The sequence below is a fragment of the Paenibacillus algorifonticola genome (assembly GCF_000971975.1).
In the GTDB taxonomy this organism is placed as follows: Bacteria; Bacillota; Bacilli; order Paenibacillales; family Paenibacillaceae; genus Pristimantibacillus; species Pristimantibacillus algorifonticola.
This window is the reverse complement of sequence record NZ_LAQO01000007.1, coordinates 19,762-35,625: the sequence shown is the minus strand read 5'-3', so window position 1 is coordinate 35,625 and position 15,864 is coordinate 19,762. Positions and strand designations below refer to the sequence as shown.

Genomic DNA, 15,864 nt, shown 5'->3' with positions numbered 1-15,864 from the left:
TGAAGGAAGTAGTCAGGGGGGATAACATGTTTTTAACGATAAAAGCGCTGGGCGAGCATGCAGATAAGCTTTCTTTTTTATTATCCAAGCATCCAGATCATTTATATGAGCGCAAGGAAAAAGAGGCGCGCGTATGCCTCGTTTATACGATAAGCTCGCCGGAAGAAACAGAGGTGCTGCTGTTTGTAGAGCCTGATCCAATAGATTTGTACAAAGGAAGCTCGGAGCATTATGATATTACGCATTATATTAATGACCGCGAATTTGCGGTGAGCAGCTTGTTCTGTGCCTATATGCGATCCGCATTAGGGACGGCTTTGAACGGCAAGCCGAAGGAGGCTTATGCCGAGTGGGTGCAGCATCCTTTCCAGCTTGAGCTGTCCTTCGGCCCGCTCGCCTCGAATTTGCCTGATCGGACGATTGAAGAGCTGTTCGGCGCGCTTGGCTATGAGGTCGAGATTGAAAGGGCGGATATCGCCTATCCGTTTCAATTGAAAAGCCGCAGCTCGGCGCGAATCATTCGGCTTGCTGGCAAGCAGACGCTTCAGCTCGCCCTGCGCCAGCTGTTCATTATGCTGCCAATGTTGGACGACTATAAGCATTATTTTATTGGCGAGGAAGAAGCCGATAAGCTGCATCGGTATGGCGAAGGCTGGCTTGCGGCTCATCCGCTGCGCGAGCTTATTATTCGGCGCACGCTGCGTTTCAGCCCGCTGATTACGAAGTTTAATCGCGAGCTTGCGCAAAAAGCTGAACGTCAGCCAGAGGATCAGCAGGTAGCGCTTGGCATAGCGAGCCCGGTGGACATAGAAGAGGAGCCGCCGCGCAAAGCAAGGCTGAACGAGCTTCGTTATGAAGCGATAGCCGAAGTGGTGGAGGCGCTGCCTCAAAATGCGTCTATCGTCGATATGGGCTCAGGGGAAGGCAAGCTGGCAGCGAGGCTCGGGGCAATTACGGGCGTAAAGTCGATTATGGCGGTAGAACCTTCGGGCAAATCGCAAATTCGCGCCCTGGAACGTTTTGCAAAGCTTGAGGGCAGGCAGGGTACGGTCGTTCCGCAGGCGGTTATTGGCTCGCTTTTTTATTATGATGAATGGTTGTGTGGCAAAGATGTGCTGGTATTGTGTGAGGTTATTGAGCATATTGATGCCTTCCGGCTGGATCAGGCGATCGAAATGATTGCATCGCGCTACAAGCCGCAGAGCTGGATCGTTACGACGCCGAATAAGGAATATAACAAGCTGTATGAGCTGGACGATTATGAAATGAGGCATAACGATCATCGCTTTGAATGGACGCGGGAGCAATTCCGTGAATGGTGTGAAAAATGGGGCGAGCCATTCGGCTATGCGGTCCGTATATGCGGAGTTGGCGATGCGGATAGACAGTACGGACAGCCAACACAGATGGCTGTATTTACGAGATTAGAGGGGGAAGGGCGATCATGAGCGAACAGGATAAAAGGGTCATTCGGCTCCCCCATGCCGGTATTGTGTTATTGGTTGGCCCATCGAACAGCGGCAAAACGACGCTGCTGGACACGCTGATTGCAGCGGGGACGATCAAGCAGACGGAAGTTGTGTCTTCAGACCAGTTCCGCATGCTCGTTGGCGATGTGGAATTTATGGATTGGACCAGCCGCAGCAAGCTGGAATCCGATATTATTAACAAGCAGTATCAGCATATTTCGGCAAAAGCGTTCGAAGCGATGGAGGGCATTATCACCATGCGCTGCCGCTTGGATAAATTAACGCTGATTGATGCTACGCATTTATATGAGGAAGACCGCAAGCGTTATGTGGAGCTTGCACGGAAGCAGCATGTTCCGATTGTTGCGCTTGTGCTGGATACGCCTGAAGAGGAGCTGCTTCGCCGGGATGGCAAGCGCGAGTTTCCTAGAGGCAAGCAGCGCGTGAAGAAGCAAGCGCATTTGTTCAAGCGGTCGTTGCGCAGCTTGAGGCTGGAAGGCTTTGACGCCAGTTATGTCGTGAAAGCGGCACAGCTTATGGATATTGCATTCGAGCGCAAGGCTAACCCGCTCGTTCATGAGGTGGGACAAGGAATCGATATTATTGGCGACGTTCATGGCTGTTTTCAGGAGCAGCTGGAGCTGCTGGATAAGCTGGGCTATACACCGGATGAGGCAGGGTTTTACCGCCATCCGGAAGGCAGATTGCCCGTATCGGTCGGGGATGTGATGAGCCGTGGGCCGGAATCGTTAGCGGCGATGGAATGGTGGCGCAAGCATGTGGAAGCAGGGCTTGCCTATATGACGGACAGCAATCATGGCTGGAAAATAGCAAGATTTTTGGACGGCAGGCAGGTTGAGCTTAGTCATGGCGATGAGAAAACCGCAGCGGAGCTTGAGCATTATGAGCGGCAGTATGGTGAAGAAGCGGCGCGTATGCTAATAGAGCGGCTTCGGGTGTTTTTGCTGCAAGCGCCCCCGCAGCTCGTCTTTTGCCGCAATGGCGTGAGACAGCTCGTTGTTGTGCATGCGGGCATTCGTGACAGCTATATTGGCAAACAGTCTGCTAAAATTCAGGACTACTGCCGATATGGGGAGTCCGATGGTACCGATGCCCAAGGCAGGCCGCTGCGCAAGGAATGGTACAACGATCATGAATCCGGGGAGCTCATCGTCTGGGGACATGATCCGCGAGTCGAACCGACGATAATGAACCAAACGATTAATATTGATCAAGGCGCCGTATTTGGCGGGCATCTGACCGCATACCGTTATCCAGAGAAGCAGTTTGTCCAAGTAAAGGCGCATGCGAACTATGCGGGAGAAGGACGCAATCCATTGCTGGAAGAACAATTGAACAGGTTCAAGCAGCCGAATTTGAGAAAATATATCGAGGGTTACTCGGTACTGACCTCCTCTTATGGCGATGTAGCGGTACGGGGCGAATTCGTTAAAGCGGCGATTGATACCGTATCCCATTATACGGTGCCGCTGGAGGAACTGGTGTATATTCCGCCGACGATGAGCCCGCCGCCAAAGACGGCTGAGGATGAGCGATTTTTGGAGCATCCGGCCGAAGCCTTCGCCTACTATCGTTCACAAGGCGTAGAGAAGATGCTGATGGAGAAAAAGCATATGGGCAGCAGGGCTATCGTACTGCTGTTTCGAAATGAAGCGGCGGCTGTACCGTATGTCGGGCGAGAGACGTTAGGCGTCATATATACTCGAACAGGCCGGGCGTTCTTCCAGCCCATGCTTGAAGAGCAAGTGCTGCGGAAGCTGAATGGCGATTTGGCGAAGGCGAATTATTTTGACCGTTACGGTACGGATTTAGTGCTGCTGGATACGGAAATTGTCCCGTGGAATTTAAAGGCACGGGAGCTGATTGCCTCGCAATATGCCCATGTGGCAGAAGTCGCGCTGATGGACAGACGGGCCAAACTCGCGAAGCTGCTGGAGGCGAAATCAATCGGTAAAGCTGTGCAGCACTGGATCGATGAGCTGGAAATAAAGCTGGGCAACGCCGAGACGTTCGAGCAGGCGTTCCAGCAGTATTGCTGGGATACGAATGGGCTAGAGGGCATCCGCATTGCGCCATTCCATACGCTAGCGCACAGTACAGCAAGCTTTCAAAGCGAAAAGCACAGCTGGCATATGGAGCATGCGCGGGAGCTGGCTGCTTGCTCGGAGCTGTTCATGGAAACGGAATGTAAGGTTGTGACCGACGAGGCCAGCGAGCTGGAGGCGATTCGTTGGTGGGAGGAAATGACGGAGCAGGGGCATGAAGGTGCTGTCATTAAGCCGGAGTATTTTGTCGCGAGACATAAAGGAAGGCTAATCCAGCCGGCCATTAAAGTAAGAGGCAGAAAGTATTTGCATATTATTTATGGCATGGATTATTTGCTGCCCGAAAACTTGCAAAGGCTGAAGCAGCGCAAAACAAGCAAAAAGGAGCGTTATGCGCTCAAGGAATTTGCGTTGGGACTGGAATCGGTAGAACGGTTTATTCGCAAGGAATCGGTGGAACGGATTCATGAATGTGTGCTTGCCGCTTTGTCCATGGAGTCGGATTCGGTTGATCCACGGCTTTAGAGGAAGAAGCGAGGAAGGTTATAAAAGCGGGAGCTGCTCTTAAAAATGAGCGGCTCCCGCTTTTTGCGCTGTTTTCTATCAGCAGACCGTAACAGTCTTCCAATAATTCTCGTCCAAAAATGGCTTCAAGCTTGTAGGAGCTTGACCAGTCAGCTCTTGAACCGTTGTTGATGGCTGGGCATATTCCCCTCTGGCCGAGGCGGTATCGAAGGAAGCCAGTGCTTGCGCTACAGCATTCGGAACGCCAAACGATTCATACATGCCAACGAGCTGTGCGGTTTCGAGTGGCATATAGACAATGTTTTTCTTAGCAATATCACTCAATATTTGAGCGATATCATAACCGGATAGTGCTTCTGGGCCAGTTACATTCCGTATGCGCTTGTCCGTGTTTGAGGAGGCGAGTGCAGCTGCGGCTGTAAGAGCACAATCCTTACGAGTCACATAAGCGATTTTGCCTTCGCCGATAGCAGCAGCGTATTGGCCTGTGGCGACTGTATGCGTCAAGGATTGGAGCAGATTCTCCGCGTACAGATTGCTGCGAAGAATGGTATAAGACAGGCCGCTGTTCTTAATAGCCTCTTCCGTGCTGTAGTGGTCTCCCGCCGTTAAATTCGCTGTACCGGGCTCAGGGTTAAAAAACGATGTGTAGACAATATGTTTTACTCCTGCTGTAACGGCAGCTTGTATCGCATTCGAATGCTGCTTGATTCGATGACCCGGTACTTCAAGCGCATCCGTACTTACCAAAAGCAGACGCTGTACCCCTGCAAAGGCATCGGCCAGCTTCTCAGGCTGGTCGAAGTCAGCTTGCCGCACACTAACTCCGCGGTCCGCAAGATCCGAAAGTTTTTCTGGGGTGCGGGTAGCTGCTATAATCGGTCCATCATAATTTTCGAGCAGCCAATGAATGGTCAATCGCCCTAAATTTCCGCCTGCTCCTGTAACCAATATCGTTTCTTTTGTTTCATTCATTTTTTGTTCTCCTCCTTATTAAATACGGCAACCTCATGCCTATCTACAATATACAAAAACGTTACTGACACTAGCCTGTCAGTAACGTTTCATCATGTTTTCGATTTCTTTTTTTATACGGATTTTGAAAGCTTCAGGCTCAATGATCATAACATCTGCGCCCCAGCCAAGGAGCCAGGACAGCAAATCTTCAGATCGTCGAACGCGAAAAGTGACGTAGTATCCATCGGCGTTCAATTGGGCATCCTCCATATAATAGTTGTTTGCTATTTTCACTTTATCCGCGATGCTCGCATTAAAAAGTACATGGACTCTGACGTTGCGGTCATCCTTCGGCTGATAATCGTGCAGGTGAAAGCTGCTAGGGAGCTGGAACGTTTCATTCGTAATGGCAAGCTCTTTTATTCGCGATAACCGAAAATGGCGAATGTCATCCCGCAAGTCACAATGGGCAACTAACAACCAGCCATTTTGTTCATCAAGTACGAGCCCGAAAGGTGCAACGGTTCGCAGCATTTCATGTTTTTCATTCGCTTGTGCGGCTCGTTTATGGTATTCAAAGCGGATTTTCTTGCTTTCAAGCATAGCGGTACGGATGGCTGCCACGTAAGCTTTCTCTCGTTTACCTATTTCTGGTTCATTTTCTTTGTGAAGCAGAAGGATGTTATCGCGTACCCGATCCGCTTCGTTGCGGATGGGCTCCGTTAATACGGCTTCGATTTTCCTGCGTGAAGAGCGAGCACTCCTGCTGTAGGCAGTATCAAAACGCTTTTCTACGAATTCGGCTCCTATCAAAAGCGCTGCTGCTTCATCTACAGTGAAGCTCACTGGCGGCAGAAAATAGCCATTCATCAAGGAATAACCTAATCCAGTTGCACCAATGATGGGCACACCGGATTCACTCAGCACTTGAACATCCCGATAAATCGTTCTAGGACTAACTTCCAGCATCTCTGCCAGTACCGCAGCCTTCAGCACCTTGTTGCGCTGCAGTTCTAGAACGATCGATAACAAGCGTTCTGTTTTATTCAATTTTTAGCAGCTCCATTGTTCAAAATATCTTTTGTTGTCTCAAAATAACGGATAAGATTCACTTCGGTAGGCGTAATTTTGAAGTTAACCTGCCAAATTTCAACTCCACGTTTGATAGAGGATTCAACGGTTTCTCTAATATAGCTGCTGTATTTGCCGTTCGTAGAACCTCTAAATCCAGGACTATCATAGATAAAACAAATGAACAGTATAGCTCTATCATTTTCTTCTAAGCTTGCTTCAAGTTCACCAATGTGCTTGATAAAGCGTTCGAAGGAAGTAAACTCACTTCCTTTTGAGGTAGTGATATGGTCTTTTTTCTCAACCTGTAATGTTGTGAGAGGGGTCTTGACTTCGATGTAAGTATGCCCTACAAGAAAATCAAGCTTGGAATGGCCAAGCTTCTGTTCCCGCTTCACGATATCACTGCTGACCATAGCAGAGAGCTGGCCATTTTTCAAAAAATGTTCCACATAGCGGTTCGCCGCATTTTGATTAATGCCGATCCATGATTTATTTGGCTCAGATAGCAAATCGAGTGAAATGGCCTCAACGGTGTAGAGGGTTTTTCTCGTCATGTCCTTGCTTTTAGAAAGCAGGCAAGGAATATCGCGGAATACGATGCTGCCTATGCGTCCTGTAGTGGGGCAGTGGCAATCATAAATGACGCCGTCGATCGCCACTTCCATAATAAAGCGATTTCTTCTTCTAAGAATCAAGCCTTCAATAAGCGGTGTTTCAAAAATAAAAGCGTCGTTGTTTATGCCCATTTTAAAAGTGTGCCTCCCTTTCGAAATCTATACGCTGAATATACAAGAACGCTACTGACAACAGATTGTCAGTAGCGTTCTTGTCCAAATAAATTGAGAAGGAATAGCCTAATGATCATTTAAAAGGCTTGACAAATGATTTGATAATGTCATAATGATAATATCAAATAGAAAATTAAATCGTAGCAGGAAGTGAAGCACTTGATCGAAAACGAATCCAATTATTCGCCGGATCATTACCGAACGCCGGACGGAGCGCCGACGGATATCGTGATCTTTACGATTGTTTCAACCGAGCGCAGCAAGGTTAAGAAAGCTTTGCCGCATCATGAGCTGCAGGTGCTGCTCATCAAGCGTAACATTTGGCCTTTCGAAGGGCAATGGGCGCTGCCAGGCGGATTCACTTTGGAAACGGAAACGGTGCAGGAATGCGCCAGACGTGAGCTTTTGGAGGAAACGCAGGTTAGCGAGGTCCATCTCGAATATTTTAATGTATACAGTGAGCCCGGACGTGATCCGCGGGGCTGGATGATTTCACATGCGTTTCTGGCACTCGTGGGTGAGCAGCAGCTTGCGAATCGGCAGGCGGCGGTCGATGCATCGGAAGTACAGCTGTTCCCGGTAGCAGAGGTGCTAAAGCTCCCGCTCGCCTTCGACCATCGTACTCTGATCGAGGATGCGCTGCTCCAAATTCAGCGGAAGATGCTGACGACGACGATAGCGAAAGCTTTTTTACCGGATGAATTTACGATTGCCGAGCTGTATCAGGTCATTCAAGCGGTTGTGCCGGATTTTGCGGAACAAAACTTTATTCGGAAAATCACATCAACGCAAAGCCGCAGCGGCATTATTGAGAAAGTCGTGGACGCGGCGGGGGAGCCGAAGTCATCGAATTTATATTCCCAGCGCCCGGCGCAGCTGTATCGCTTCACAGGGCTTGAGCCGCAGCTGTCGATTTACGGATAGCAGGGTGAGTAGGTGAGCAGAACGTATCAGAGCTGAAGGGCGGATTTAGTGGTAAACTACGAAGCAGCGAGGAGAGTGAGCAAGATGATCAAGCTAAATGGCGCGGAGCTTGTGTTCAAAACGTTTCCCAACGGGGAAACGCTTGTGGATGGTGATGCGATTACGACGCTTATGGCCGAGCAGAATATGCTCGCTTTTAAATATGAGAATGACAGCGACTTGATTAAGCTGATGTTCGTGAAGCAATATTTGGACAGCCGGAAGGTGCAGGCCGACTTGACGATTGCTTATATGCCCTACAGCCGGATGGACCGGATCGAGGGAGCTTCTGCTTTTACTTTGAAATATGTAAGTAGCCTGATCAACTCCTTGGCATTTGGACAGGTGACGGTGCTGGAGCCGCATTCCGATGTGACGCTTGCGCTGCTGAACCATTGCTCGGCTAGGTATCCGACGATTGAGCTGTTAGATCGAGTTGTTGAGGCAACGGGTTTTGACCGTGCGGCCGATTATTTATTTTTCCCGGATGCCGGGGCGCAGAAGCGCTACAGCAAAGTGCGTGGTTATAACGAGCTGGTCGGCTTTAAGGCGCGGAATTTTCAAACGGGTGAAATTGAACGTCTAGATGTGGTTGGACAGGTCGCGAGCGAAGGCTTTAAGGCGATTATCGTCGATGATCTTTGCTCCTACGGGGGAACGTTTATGCGCAGTGCAGAGAAGCTTAAAGGACTGGGCGCGGCGGAAATTTATTTGCTGGTAGGGCACTGTGAGCCTTCGATTCATAAGGGCATGCTGCTCGAATCGCCGCTCATCGATAAAGTGTTTACGACCAATACGATGCTGAATGAAGCGGGACATGAGAAAATCCAACTTTTTGAATGGGGAGAGGTTTAAAATGACGACGAAGACAGCTTACCCTGCGACACTGCTATGCGATTTTTATAAAATCAGCCACAAAAACCAGTATCCAAAAGGGACGGAACTCGTCTACTCGACCTGGACCGCCCGTACTAGCCGGCTGGAAGGCGTGGAGGAAGTGGTCGCCTTTGGTTTTCAAGCATTCATTAAGGAATATTTGATCGACTATTTCAATGAGCATTTTTTCGGAAGAACGAAGGAAGAGGTTGTGGAGGAATACCGCAGAGTGCTGAAATTTGCGCTGGGCGATGCCAATCCGGATGCTTCGCACATCGCTGCGCTGCATGAACTCGGCTACTTGCCGATTCGCATTAAGGCGATTGAGGAAGGCTTGATCGTTCCGGTTAAAGTGCCGATGCTGACGATTGAAAATACGCATCCCGAATTTTTCTGGGTGACCAATTATTTGGAGACGCTCATGTCGTGCCAGCTGTGGATGCCGACGACGAGCGCGACGATTGCTTTTGAATACCGCAAAATTTTGGAGCAATACGCTTTGCTGACAAGCGGCGATACGTCGGGCGTGCCTTTTCAGGGGCATGATTTTTCGATGCGGGGCATGAGCTCGCTGGAAGCGGCTAAAGGCAGTGGTGCTGGGCATTTGCTATCGTTCACGGGAACGGATACGGTTCCGGCGATTTTGTATCTGGAGCAATTTTATGGCGCGGATATGGAAAAAGAGCTGGTCGGTACTTCGATTCCAGCGACGGAGCACAGCGTGATGTGCGCCCATGGCACCGATGAAATGGCGTCGTACCGCTATCTGATTAATGAGGTATATCCGAATGGCTTCGTCTCGATCGTTTCGGATACATGGGATTTGTGGAGCGTGCTAGATGTGGTGGTTAGAGGACTTAAAGAGGATATTCTCGCCCGCGATGGCAAGGTTGTCATTCGTCCGGACAGTGGCGATCCAGTGAAAATCATTTGCGGCGATCCCGATTCGCAGCACCCGCTGGCGCGCAAAGGCGTTATTGAAATTTTGTGGGATATTTTCGGCGGTGCAGTGACCGAGAAGGGCTATAAGCAGCTCGACAGCCACATTGGCGCGATTTATGGGGATGCGATTACGATTAGCCGCTGCCGTGAAATTTGCGAGAAGCTGGCGGCGAAGGGCTTTGCTTCGACGAATATGGTATTCGGCATCGGCTCGTTTACGTACCAATATAATACGCGTGATACGTTTGGCTTTGCGCTGAAATCGACGTTTACGATCATTAATGGCGAAGAGCGCAAAATTTTCAAAGACCCGGCAACCGATATCGGCAAAGTGAAAAAATCGCAAACCGGACTCGTGCTCGTAACCGAGCAGGACGGCGTGCTGTCGCTCACGGACGATTTGAGCGTTCAAGAGTATGAGGCAAGGAAGCAGGAAGACGTGCTGAAGACGATTTTTGAAAATGGCAAGCTGGTGCGCGAGCAGGAGCTGGCGGGAATACGCGCGAATTTGCTCGGGAACTTGTAGGAACGGTGACGGATGGGTCAAGCGGTGGTACGGCATATTTGAGAAATTATATTTAAAAAACGATGGAATATTAATGCCTCGCATCTAAATTAGACGCGGGGCATTTTTACGTTAGTAGGGAAAGGGTAGACGATTGATGAATAATTGCTCATATGTTAAGGTGAATTGAGATTTCTTCTCTTAGATGGGAAATAGAAGCTTTCGTGCGAAGCGCTGGGATTTTATGAATAGTACAGGAGGCAGAAGCAGGATGAAAAAGAAAAACGTGAAATCAAGGACATTAGTTTGGTACACCTTAGTCATTGTCGTGGTTTTTATTGCGCTGTTCGCCATTAACGAGATTTCCAAAAGTCGGACGGGTATCGAGCAGGAAACAGCAGAGGCTCCGCCCATTTCCAGCCAACCTACATGGGGGGACAAGGCCGCCAAGGTTTCTATCGTAGAGTTCGGAGATTACAAGTGTCCGTCCTGCAAAGCATGGAGCTCGCAGATTTGGCCGCAATTAAAAAAAGATTATGTAGATACGAATCAAGCCTCGTTCTCGTATGTGAACGTTCTATTTCATGGGGCAGAATCAGCATTAGGCGCTTTGGCTGGGGAAGCGGTGCTTGAATCGAATCCGGACGATTTCTGGCATTTCCATGAAGCTTTGTTTGCGGAGCAGCCGGATGCAGACCATGACGGACTTTGGATTACGGTAGAGAAGCTGATGCAGGTGGCGGAGGCCTCCGTTCCGAATTTGGACAAAGATCAGTTCAAAGCCCTGCTTAGCTCAGAAGAAGTGCAGGGGCGGGTCGATCAAGATCAGCAGCTCGTGAAGGATTTTAATATTTTGCAGACTCCGACCATTATGATTAACAACAAGAGAATAGGGAATCCGTTCGATTACGAGGCCATCCAAGCCGTAATTGAACAAGAGTTGAGCGAGGCGGCATCGGAAAAAGATTAGTTGTTTTCGGGGGATATGTGGGACTAGTTGCGAGCTATACGAAGTGCGACAATGATGCGCGGATAAAACAATGGGTGAGAGTCGGTTCCATTCACGCACTCTATACATGTGGAGTGCTGTGTGTCGGATGTGAGAAAGTAAAATTATGGAGCCGCATTTACCTGAGTGTAATATCTATTCGTACCCAAGCGGACAAAACGCTTGAAGCTTATATTTTCTTGAAAGGCTCTGTTAAGTTCTTTGCTGATTTTTTGCTAAACAGATTTAAGATCAACTGCGAGGAACCCTACATTAAATGACGGCTAAATTTTCGTGCGGGAAGGGCGTAGAGGGGCGGAAAGAGGCTGAGGCGGGTAGGGTGGAGGATGGACAAGATGAGGCCCGATTAGCTTGGTTTAGAGCTAGTACGGGCCTTTTTGGCTGGATCGTTTGTGAACTTGTCGTTGGATTTTCTTGCTTTTCATTATTGTGAAGATTGTCGGTAGAAAGATCATCACCCAGGTATCTAATCCTTTATTTCGCTTGGCTCTTTTTTTTATTTATTCAGGCATCCCCTCCGATCGTACCTCAAACCCGAGTTTGATTCGTACCGTCTTTGAAGTATGCTTACCCTCAATGATTGAGAAGTTTAAGAAAAACTTTATTTTTAACCCCATTTCTATTTTAATAGTATTCCTTATCCTAAAGTTAATGAAGGATTAGGAGGAACCAAAGGATGAAGAAATGGTTTTTATGGCTAGTTATATTATTACTGCTTGGTTATGGATATGCTCAACACAAACAAAAAATCATTAACGGGAAATCGCCAGAAGAAGGCAATCAAGCGCAAGAGGTGATTTCGCAACAGAACGAGCATACGATTAAAGTAACAAAAGCTCAGATTTACAAAGGCAATTTGTTGTTGGTTAATAAAGATCATCCTGTACCTTCAGGTGCTGAAGCGTCCGATGCGGTCAATCTTTTTCAGCATAAAGAACTGTTGAAGGGATTCATTGTGCTGGACAATTCGATTCAGCTGTCGCCAAGCTTGGTGCAAAAATTTTCAACAATGATTGGTGCCGCAGCAAATGATGGGGTTAGCCGGTTTATAATTAGCAGCGGTTACAGGGACAACAAACAACAAGATCAGCTCTATCAGCAAATGGGTGCTGATTATGCGTTGCCTGCAGGCTATAGCGAACATAATTTAGGTTTATCGCTTGATATTGGATCTACGCAAGGGGAGATGAGCCAAGCCCCAGAAGGAAAGTGGTTGAATAAAAACGCATGGAGACACGGGTTTATCTTGCGTTATCCGAGTGACAAAACAGCAATCACAGGTATTCAGTCTGAGCCCTGGCATTTTCGCTATGTTGGTTTGCCGCACAGCGCAATTATGCAAGAAAAGAATTTTGTCTTGGAAGAATATCTAGATTACTTGAAAGAACATAAGACCATTACGACTACAGTAAATCAACAAACCTATGAAATCTCCTACTACCCTGTCTCCAAAAATACAACTATCCCTGTCCCAGTTAATGGTCGCTATGAGATATCAGGCAACAATATGGACGGTATCATTGTGACCGTGTATTCGTGATATTCATGCCGTACTGTATTTTGCTTGGTTTAATGTTAAGAAACAAAAAAATATCATTTATAGAAGCGTTCATTCATTCTTTAGGTATAAGTCTAATCTTGGAATGCGCGCAGACCGTATTCTCTATTGGACGTTTTGATTTCGATGATCTCATACTAAATTCAAGTGGGGGCTTGATCGGCTTCATTACTTTCAAAGTATTCGCTAAGGTAGCAGCTACGCCAAGTATTATCCAAGCAAGAGGCAGATCCGTCTAATACAATAAAAGCAATACTAAGGTGATACAGGGGGGAACGAATGAAGTCGATCACAATTCTGATAGCTGATGATGAGGCAGAGATTGCCGATCTGATTGAGTTGCATTTAGAAAAAGAGGGTTATCGCTGCATTAAAGCATTTGATGGGCAGGAAGCCGTTTCTGTTGTTCAGACGCATTCCATTGATTTGGCGATTTTAGATATTATGATGCCTAAACTGGATGGTTATGAAGTAACTAGGCAAATTAGAGAGCAGTATCACTTACCTATCATTTTTTTAAGCGCCAAAGTGACCGACCTCGATAAGATTACAGGACTAATAAGAGGAGCAGATGATTATGTGACCAAACCCTTCAACCCAATGGAATTGGTTGCCCGAGTGAATGCTCAGTTGAGGCGTTCCACGCAGTTTAATCAATCAACGCAAGCGAACAAACTTGCTTTGGAGGCAGGCGGAATGATCATCTATCCCGAAGAGCGCACCGTATTCCTTTACGACAAGCCTATTGAACTAACTCCAAAAGAGTTTGATATTTTGTATCTGTTAGCCAGTTATCCGAAGAAAGTCTTTAGAGTGGAAAACATCTTTCAACAGGTGTGGGGTGATGCATACTATGAAGGCAGTAATACGGTCATGGTACATATTCGTACCTTGCGGAAGAAGCTTGGGGAAGACATTCATAAAAACAAACTGATCAAAACCGTTTGGGGGGTGGGATATACTTTCAATGGCTAAAATGATCCGAAGCTTTCGATTTAAAATGATTCAACTCTTTGGTTTAAGCATGTTTTTTTCCGCTGCCATTACCTTTATGCTCTATAAAGCTCTCCAAATCTATTATTATACGACCAAATTCGAAAGTCCATCGACTAAAATTCGTTATTTTATAAGAGATATTGGGGATGTTAATTTCTTTTTGCTGTTTTTCATTCCTCTCTCGATTTTGTTTTTCTTTCTCTTTACCAAACGATATGCGGCTTATTTTAATGAAATATCCAGCGGAATTAATCAGCTAGCGAATGGTAACTTCAACAGTCGTATAAGTATTCCATCCAATGATGAATTTGGGGATGTTGCGAGAGATATCAATCTGGCAAGTGAAAAATTACAGCAAGCTTTAGAGAGAGGAGATTTTGCAGAAAACAGCAAGGAACAATTGGTCTTGAATTTGGCTCATGATTTGCGCACGCCGTTGACTTCGGTTTTAGGTTATTTGGATTTCATTCTTCAGGACGATCAACTCACTGCAGAACAAATCAAGCACTATACGAGCATTGCTTATACCAAGTCTCAACGTTTAGAAAAGCTCATTGACGAGCTATTCGAAATCACTCGAATGAACTATGGCAAGCTTACCATTGAAAAAAAACCGATCGATCTGAGTGAGCTTCTCATCCAATTAACTGAGGAGCTATACCCTGTTTTTGAGAAAAATAAACTGGAAACCCGATTGAATGTGACTCCGCATATGACAATTTGGGGTGACGGTGAGCTATTGGCACGCGTATTTGAAAATCTTCTGACGAATGCCATTCGCTATGGAAATGATGGCCAGTATATAGACATTAATTGCAATTTTGATGCAGAAAATGTGGTGATTCAAGTGGTCAATTATGGAGATCATATTCCCCCGGAAGAGCTGCCGCATATCTTCGATATGTTTTTTACGGGCGATCAAGCGCGAACTCATCGTGAGGGGAGCACCGGCCTAGGCTTGTCTATTGCGAAGAATATTGTGGAGCAGCATCAAGGCACAATTTCGGCTCAAAGCAGTTTAATTCGTACGCTTTTTGAAGTCCGTTTCCCGCAAAAAATCGGATCTGAAACACTCGGTTAATGTTTAAGTCGAGTATTTAAGGAAAATTTTAGATTTACCCCACTTTTTTATTTAACAGTCTGCCCTATTCTAAATGTATGAAGGGGAGGAGGAAACTGTTAATGGAGAAGTGGGGTTTTTGGCATGGCTTTAGCATGAAGAAAAAAATAAAAAAATGGATTCGCAAGGATTCAGCGGCTGCATGGTTATTTCTCGCACCGAGCGGTGTCGGATTTGCGTTGTTCTACCTTATTCCGTTTGCCATGGGAATGATCTACTCCTTCATGGACAGTGCGGTCGACGGCCAATTCGTTGGATTGGATAACTACCGCGAGCTGCTTGCGAGTGATTCCTTCCGCAAGGCGTCATCCAACACGTTTTATTTTAGCGTGGTTAGTGTTCCGCTTATACTTGCGCTTTCGTTAGGTTTAGCAATGCTGTTGAATAAAAATATATATCTTCGCAAATGGCTGCGGACTACATATGTGTTGCCGCTTGTCGTTCCAGTCGCCTCGATTATTCTGATCTGGCAGATGTTGTTCGACTGGAACGGCTCCCTGAACGCCTGGCTGAGCGGCTTCGGCTTCGAACGTGTGGATTGGATGAAGACCGATGCGGCCAGAAATGTAATCATTGTCGTTTATTTATGGAAGAACATCGGCTATAACGTGATTTTATTCTTGGCGGGACTGCAGCAAATCCCGAAGGATTATTACGAAACCGCCCAAATTGAAGGGGCAGGGCGTTTACGGCAGTTTGGCAGTATTACAATTGTCTATCTAACATCCACCATGTTCTTTGTAGTTATCATGTCGATCATTAATTCGTTTAAAGTATTTCGGGAAACGTATTTGATCGCAGGCGATTATCCACATGACAGTATATACATGATGCAGCACTATATGAACAACATGTTTACGTCGTTGGATATACAGAAGCTGACTGCTGCGGCGACCTTGATGGTCGGCTGTATTCTTCTGATCGTCATGGGATTGTTTGCGCTTGAACGCCGACATAGGAAGTACATGGAATAGGGGGAGGAACGCCGTGCTGGTTGCTAAAGTATTGAAAAAAAG

The 15,864-nt window shown here is 47.1% G+C and carries 14 protein-coding genes; 11 read left to right on the top strand and 3 right to left on the bottom strand.

All coding sequences use genetic code 11. The features are described 5' to 3' along the window. Positions 1 to 26: 26 nt before the first annotated feature. Together WH37_RS15095 and WH37_RS15090 are read left to right on the top strand one after the other, a co-directional pair. Positions 27 to 1,448 (top strand): 3' terminal RNA ribose 2'-O-methyltransferase Hen1, encoded by a 1,422-nt coding sequence (locus WH37_RS15095; protein ID WP_046231445.1) that lies wholly within the window; start codon positions 27 to 29, stop codon positions 1,446 to 1,448. Further along, positions 1,445 to 4,060 carry a polynucleotide kinase-phosphatase gene (locus WH37_RS15090; RefSeq protein ID WP_046231444.1) on the top strand — a complete coding sequence of 872 codons (2,616 nt, stop codon included), beginning with the start codon at positions 1,445 to 1,447 and terminating at the stop codon, positions 4,058 to 4,060. The genes WH37_RS15095 and WH37_RS15090 overlap by 4 nt, the downstream gene beginning before the upstream one ends. Before the next feature lie 78 nt (positions 4,061 to 4,138). On the opposite strand, the gene WH37_RS15085 is transcribed toward WH37_RS15090, so the two are convergent. The 3 genes from WH37_RS15085 to WH37_RS15075 all read right to left on the bottom strand — a co-directional run bounded on the left by WH37_RS15085 (position 4,139) and on the right by WH37_RS15075 (position 6,837). Next, positions 4,139 to 5,035 carry an SDR family oxidoreductase gene (locus WH37_RS15085; RefSeq protein ID WP_046231443.1) on the bottom strand — a complete coding sequence of 299 codons (897 nt, stop codon included), beginning with the start codon at positions 5,033 to 5,035 and terminating at the stop codon, positions 4,139 to 4,141. A gap of 78 nt (positions 5,036 to 5,113) precedes the next feature. Further along, entirely contained in the window at positions 5,114 to 6,067 is a 954-nt protein-coding gene (locus tag WH37_RS15080; protein WP_046231442.1) for a helix-turn-helix transcriptional regulator, read from the bottom strand. Next, positions 6,064 to 6,837: a DNA/RNA nuclease SfsA gene (locus WH37_RS15075; protein WP_177217963.1), complete on the bottom strand. Its 774-nt coding sequence runs from the start codon at positions 6,835 to 6,837 to the stop codon at positions 6,064 to 6,066. Before WH37_RS15075 ends, WH37_RS15080 begins: the two co-directional genes overlap by 4 nt. Before the next feature lie 201 nt (positions 6,838 to 7,038). On the opposite strand from WH37_RS15075, the gene WH37_RS15070 reads away from it, so the two are divergent. The 9 genes from WH37_RS15070 to WH37_RS15030 all read left to right on the top strand — a co-directional run bounded on the left by WH37_RS15070 (position 7,039) and on the right by WH37_RS15030 (position 15,822). Continuing rightward, positions 7,039 to 7,803 carry an NUDIX domain-containing protein gene (locus WH37_RS15070; RefSeq protein WP_082110829.1) on the top strand — a complete coding sequence of 255 codons (765 nt, stop codon included), beginning with the start codon at positions 7,039 to 7,041 and terminating at the stop codon, positions 7,801 to 7,803. Between the two features lie 84 nt (positions 7,804 to 7,887). Next, the gene (locus tag WH37_RS15065) at positions 7,888 to 8,697 is read left to right on the top strand and encodes a ribose-phosphate pyrophosphokinase (protein ID WP_046231440.1); all 810 of its coding nucleotides are present in this window, start codon (positions 7,888 to 7,890) and stop codon (positions 8,695 to 8,697) included. Between the two features lies 1 nt (position 8,698). Then, entirely contained in the window at positions 8,699 to 10,186 is a 1,488-nt protein-coding gene (locus WH37_RS15060; RefSeq protein WP_046231439.1) for a nicotinate phosphoribosyltransferase, read from the top strand. Between the two features lie 250 nt (positions 10,187 to 10,436). Next, positions 10,437 to 11,135 (top strand): DsbA family protein, encoded by a 699-nt coding sequence (locus WH37_RS15055; protein WP_046231438.1) that lies wholly within the window; start codon positions 10,437 to 10,439, stop codon positions 11,133 to 11,135. A gap of 715 nt (positions 11,136 to 11,850) precedes the next feature. Beyond that, the gene (locus tag WH37_RS15045; protein WP_046231436.1) at positions 11,851 to 12,714 is read left to right on the top strand and encodes a D-Ala-D-Ala carboxypeptidase VanY; all 864 of its coding nucleotides are present in this window, start codon (positions 11,851 to 11,853) and stop codon (positions 12,712 to 12,714) included. Positions 12,715 to 12,719: 5 nt separating this feature from the next. Continuing rightward, positions 12,720 to 12,971 (top strand): VanZ family protein, encoded by a 252-nt coding sequence (locus WH37_RS37395; protein ID WP_074904790.1) that lies wholly within the window; start codon positions 12,720 to 12,722, stop codon positions 12,969 to 12,971. Between the two features lie 40 nt (positions 12,972 to 13,011). Further along, complete coding sequence (locus WH37_RS15040; RefSeq protein ID WP_046231435.1) at positions 13,012 to 13,707, top strand: response regulator transcription factor; 696 nt, start codon at positions 13,012 to 13,014, stop codon at positions 13,705 to 13,707. Next, positions 13,700 to 14,809 (top strand): sensor histidine kinase, encoded by a 1,110-nt coding sequence (locus tag WH37_RS15035; protein ID WP_046231434.1) that lies wholly within the window; start codon positions 13,700 to 13,702, stop codon positions 14,807 to 14,809. Before WH37_RS15040 ends, WH37_RS15035 begins: the two co-directional genes overlap by 8 nt. 134 nt (positions 14,810 to 14,943) lie before the next feature. Beyond that, positions 14,944 to 15,822 (top strand): carbohydrate ABC transporter permease, encoded by an 879-nt coding sequence (locus WH37_RS15030; protein WP_414811844.1) that lies wholly within the window; start codon positions 14,944 to 14,946, stop codon positions 15,820 to 15,822. Positions 15,823 to 15,864: the final 42 nt, after the last annotated feature.

Bases quoted from the DNA above. Each gene is read 5' to 3' on its own strand.
- WH37_RS15055 (WP_046231438.1), top strand. From the start codon at position 10,437: ATGAAAAAGAAAAACGTGAAATCAAGGACATTAGTTTGGTACACCTTA.
- WH37_RS15065 (WP_046231440.1), top strand. From the start codon at position 7,888: ATGATCAAGCTAAATGGCGCGGAGCTTGTGTTCAAAACGTTTCCCAAC.
- WH37_RS15090 (WP_046231444.1), top strand. From the start codon at position 1,445: ATGAGCGAACAGGATAAAAGGGTCATTCGGCTCCCCCATGCCGGTATT.
- WH37_RS15040 (WP_046231435.1), top strand. From the start codon at position 13,012: ATGAAGTCGATCACAATTCTGATAGCTGATGATGAGGCAGAGATTGCC.
- WH37_RS15030 (WP_414811844.1), top strand. From the start codon at position 14,944: ATGAAGAAAAAAATAAAAAAATGGATTCGCAAGGATTCAGCGGCTGCA.
- WH37_RS15085 (WP_046231443.1), bottom strand. From the start codon at position 5,035: ATGAATGAAACAAAAGAAACGATATTGGTTACAGGAGCAGGCGGAAAT.
- WH37_RS15045 (WP_046231436.1), top strand. From the start codon at position 11,851: ATGAAGAAATGGTTTTTATGGCTAGTTATATTATTACTGCTTGGTTAT.
- WH37_RS15075 (WP_177217963.1), bottom strand. From the start codon at position 6,837: ATGGGCATAAACAACGACGCTTTTATTTTTGAAACACCGCTTATTGAA.
- WH37_RS15095 (WP_046231445.1), top strand. From the start codon at position 27: ATGTTTTTAACGATAAAAGCGCTGGGCGAGCATGCAGATAAGCTTTCT.
- WH37_RS15060 (WP_046231439.1), top strand. From the start codon at position 8,699: ATGACGACGAAGACAGCTTACCCTGCGACACTGCTATGCGATTTTTAT.
- WH37_RS15035 (WP_046231434.1), top strand. From the start codon at position 13,700: ATGGCTAAAATGATCCGAAGCTTTCGATTTAAAATGATTCAACTCTTT.
- WH37_RS37395 (WP_074904790.1), top strand. From the start codon at position 12,720: ATGCCGTACTGTATTTTGCTTGGTTTAATGTTAAGAAACAAAAAAATA.